Source organism: Methanomassiliicoccales archaeon, from assembly GCA_035527755.1.
GTDB lineage: Archaea > Thermoplasmatota > Thermoplasmata > Methanomassiliicoccales > UBA472 > UBA472.
Window position 1 is genome coordinate 1 of sequence record DATKZX010000020.1, and the last position, 2635, is coordinate 2635.

General features: G+C 52.9%; 4 protein-coding genes. 1 reads left to right on the forward strand and 3 read right to left on the reverse strand.

All coding sequences use genetic code 11. The features are described from left to right. Positions 1-903 (reverse strand): type II glyceraldehyde-3-phosphate dehydrogenase (locus tag VMW85_07265; protein HUT27825.1); only part of this gene is annotated, 903 nt, incomplete at its 3' end. Between the two features lie 146 nt (positions 904-1049). Beyond that, positions 1050-1343 (reverse strand): DUF5654 family protein, encoded by a 294-nt coding sequence (locus VMW85_07270; protein HUT27826.1) that lies wholly within the window; start codon positions 1341-1343, stop codon positions 1050-1052. 214 nt (positions 1344-1557) lie between these two features. Between VMW85_07270 and VMW85_07275 the strand changes: the two genes are divergently transcribed. After that, positions 1558-2484: a radical SAM protein gene (locus tag VMW85_07275; protein HUT27827.1), complete on the forward strand. Its 927-nt coding sequence runs from the start codon at positions 1558-1560 to the stop codon at positions 2482-2484. On the opposite strand, the gene VMW85_07280 is transcribed toward VMW85_07275, so the two are convergent. After that, on the reverse strand, positions 2438-2635 hold a 198-nt coding region (locus VMW85_07280), incomplete at its 5' end, for a hypothetical protein (protein ID HUT27828.1). The two genes, VMW85_07275 and VMW85_07280, sit on opposite strands and share 47 nt — an antisense overlap.

Consider the following 2635-nt stretch of genomic DNA (forward strand, 5'->3'; position numbering starts at 1 on the left):
CTGGTGGACGGCCTGATAATAATAAAGGGTGGAATCGACCATCTTCACCCCGTCCTTCCACACGGCTATGTCCATCATGTCCCCGCGTGGTCGGCCCAGATCCTTGGCCAGCTCCATTATCTGCCCAGTGTTCTTGACGCCATCCTTTCCGGATACGAGCCTGACCCGCGGTGAGGAATCCCATAGGTCCAGCACCTCACTTTCACCAGCCTTCTCCTTAAGGTCCACCACGATACAGTGCAAGTGCATGAGCGTGGTCGGTGTCATCACGGCCATGGTCTGTATGTCCAATCCGTGCATCACGGTCTTGACGTCCGGTCCATGATGGGTCGGCAATTTGAGCGACGGTTCGATGGCGTTCAGCGCCGACCCCTTCTTGTCCGCAGGATCAGCACCGCGCCGGATGAGGGAGGCGAACACCTTCTGAATGCCGAAGGTCTGCTGAAGCGGGAACAGGGTGCGGACCAGGCCGGTGGTGTTGCAGGAGACCACCCTGGCCGAGGACGCTCCCCACGCCTCGTGGTAATTGGCCAGGGCGTTGAACGAGACGCCGGTCAGCGCGTGCCCCTCTCCCCCCTGGAATATGCTCTTGACCCCGACCTTGTCGTAAAGTATCTTATTTTTCTCGCCGACACCACCTGGGGTGCAGTCCACAATGACGTCCACCTTTGGAAGAAGGTCATCCAGTGTGCCCTGGACCTTCACACCCGCCTTCTCGAAGTTATCCACATCCTCATTGCGGGCGGCGTAGAGGGGGTGACCCTCGCGAATGGCGGTGGATGACTCGTATGACGGTCTTGTCTTTGTTACCCCCATGATCTCCATGTCGTCCTGCTTGTTGACCGCCCAAGCCACTCTCTTGCCGATGGTTCCGTAACCGTTGATGCCGACCTTGACCTTCATACAATTCCTCCGCTACGATTTCTTGATAGCCACCCTCTATTATCATAATTTTGGTTTGACGAGAGGAATGGTCGATGAAAAAACGGCCATGGGGATTGAACAATAAAAAAAGGAATTGATAAGGGGTTTACGGTGACCATTCGCCATTACTCCTTGGCTCTGGCATCCGCCTTGGCATCGGCCAAGGCCAAGGCTTTGGCGTCCTCTTTCGATTTTAACCTGTTATAGGTCCTGGCGATCATTATTATGGCGATAACGGCGATGATGGTTATGATGATGGCATAGATCAACAGTCCTATCGTCTGATCGCCACCTGTTCCCAACCAATCTTCCATCAACTTACTTATGGCCGCGTTCCAAGCCAGTGCTGCTATCAGCCCGAAGGCCGCGGTCATAAGAGCAGCTATCTTGTCAATAACTTCCAATTTGAAAGACGTCATGTTCATATCCTCCTATTAACGAGATTAATTAAAATACTAAATTCACCAGTATATAATATTTATTATGTTTTAAAATATGCTGGCCTATGGTGTGATGTCCTTCAATGGATATCGGATGATGGTCCTCAATTTCTCCTTACATTTGCATCCGTCGTCGTATTTGTTCGATCGACGCCGGGCACATTTGAAATATCGGGGTTCGGATGAGGTTAGCATGGGTGCGCTGAAGACGCTGGGCCAGACCGCTTATTACGGTATTTGGTTCTTCAAGGGAATTCTGGGGTTCAAAAAACCACTGGTCAACACCATGATCATCACATACCAGTGCAATCTCAGGTGCCAGCACTGTCAGATCGCCCAGAACCTTCCGCTCATCCCACAACCGCACAGCATATCCTACGAAGCAGCCCTGGAGGAGATGAAGGCCTCGTTCGACCGGGGAACCCGTGTCCTCTTCTTCGAGGGCGGAGAGCCGACCCACTGGAGCGACGGGGACCGTACCTTGCTGGACCTCATCAATGCCGGAAGGGAGATCGGTTTTTTCGTTACCGGTTACACCACCAACGGAACCAACGTGTTCTATCTGGAGAGCGATGTCATCTCCGTCTCACTGGACGGCCCTAAGGAGGTCCACGATACGATCCGATGCCCCGGCACCTATGACAGGTTGATGGAGAACCTGGAAAAGGTCAACCATCCCAATGTCTTCGCCAACATGGTGGTCATGCCAGACAACAAGGACTTGATCAGGGAGACGGCCTCCATAGTCCGCGATAATCCTCATATCAACGGCCTCATGATCAATTTCCTGACCCCTCCGCCAGAATCAAAGACCTTGACCTTGGAGGAGAAGCGCAAAGCGGTGGAGGAGATCATCGCCCTGAAGAAGGAAGGCTACCCCATCCTCAACTCCAAGAAGGCGCTGAAGGAACTGCTGATAGAGGATTATTCGAAAAAGTGCCCCTTCTGGGCCTCGGAGTTCGTCATGCCTGACCGCAGCAAGCTCTATGGATGCCCCATGAAGGGGGAGGCCTGCAAGAAATGCGGATTCAACGCGGTGCGCGAATATTCCTTGGTGACCCGTGGGAACATCTCTACCATATTGTCCATGGCAGGACGCTTTGCAATATCAACGAAATGATTATCAGTATCTGATTGCCAAGCGCCAGCTTGAACATCTGAGGCGCCGGTCGAATGAAACGCAGATCATCCTCCTTGTTCCGCAGCATCTTCATCAGTCCCAAGCTCATGGGCAATGTCAGAAGCAGAATGGCGTACAGGGGGCTGAAGTA

Coding starts and splice junctions, on each gene's coding strand:
- VMW85_07270 (HUT27826.1), bottom strand. CDS start 1,343: ATGACGTCTTTCAAATTGGAAGTTATTGACAAGATAGCTGCTCTTATG.
- VMW85_07275 (HUT27827.1), top strand. CDS start 1,558: ATGGGTGCGCTGAAGACGCTGGGCCAGACCGCTTATTACGGTATTTGG.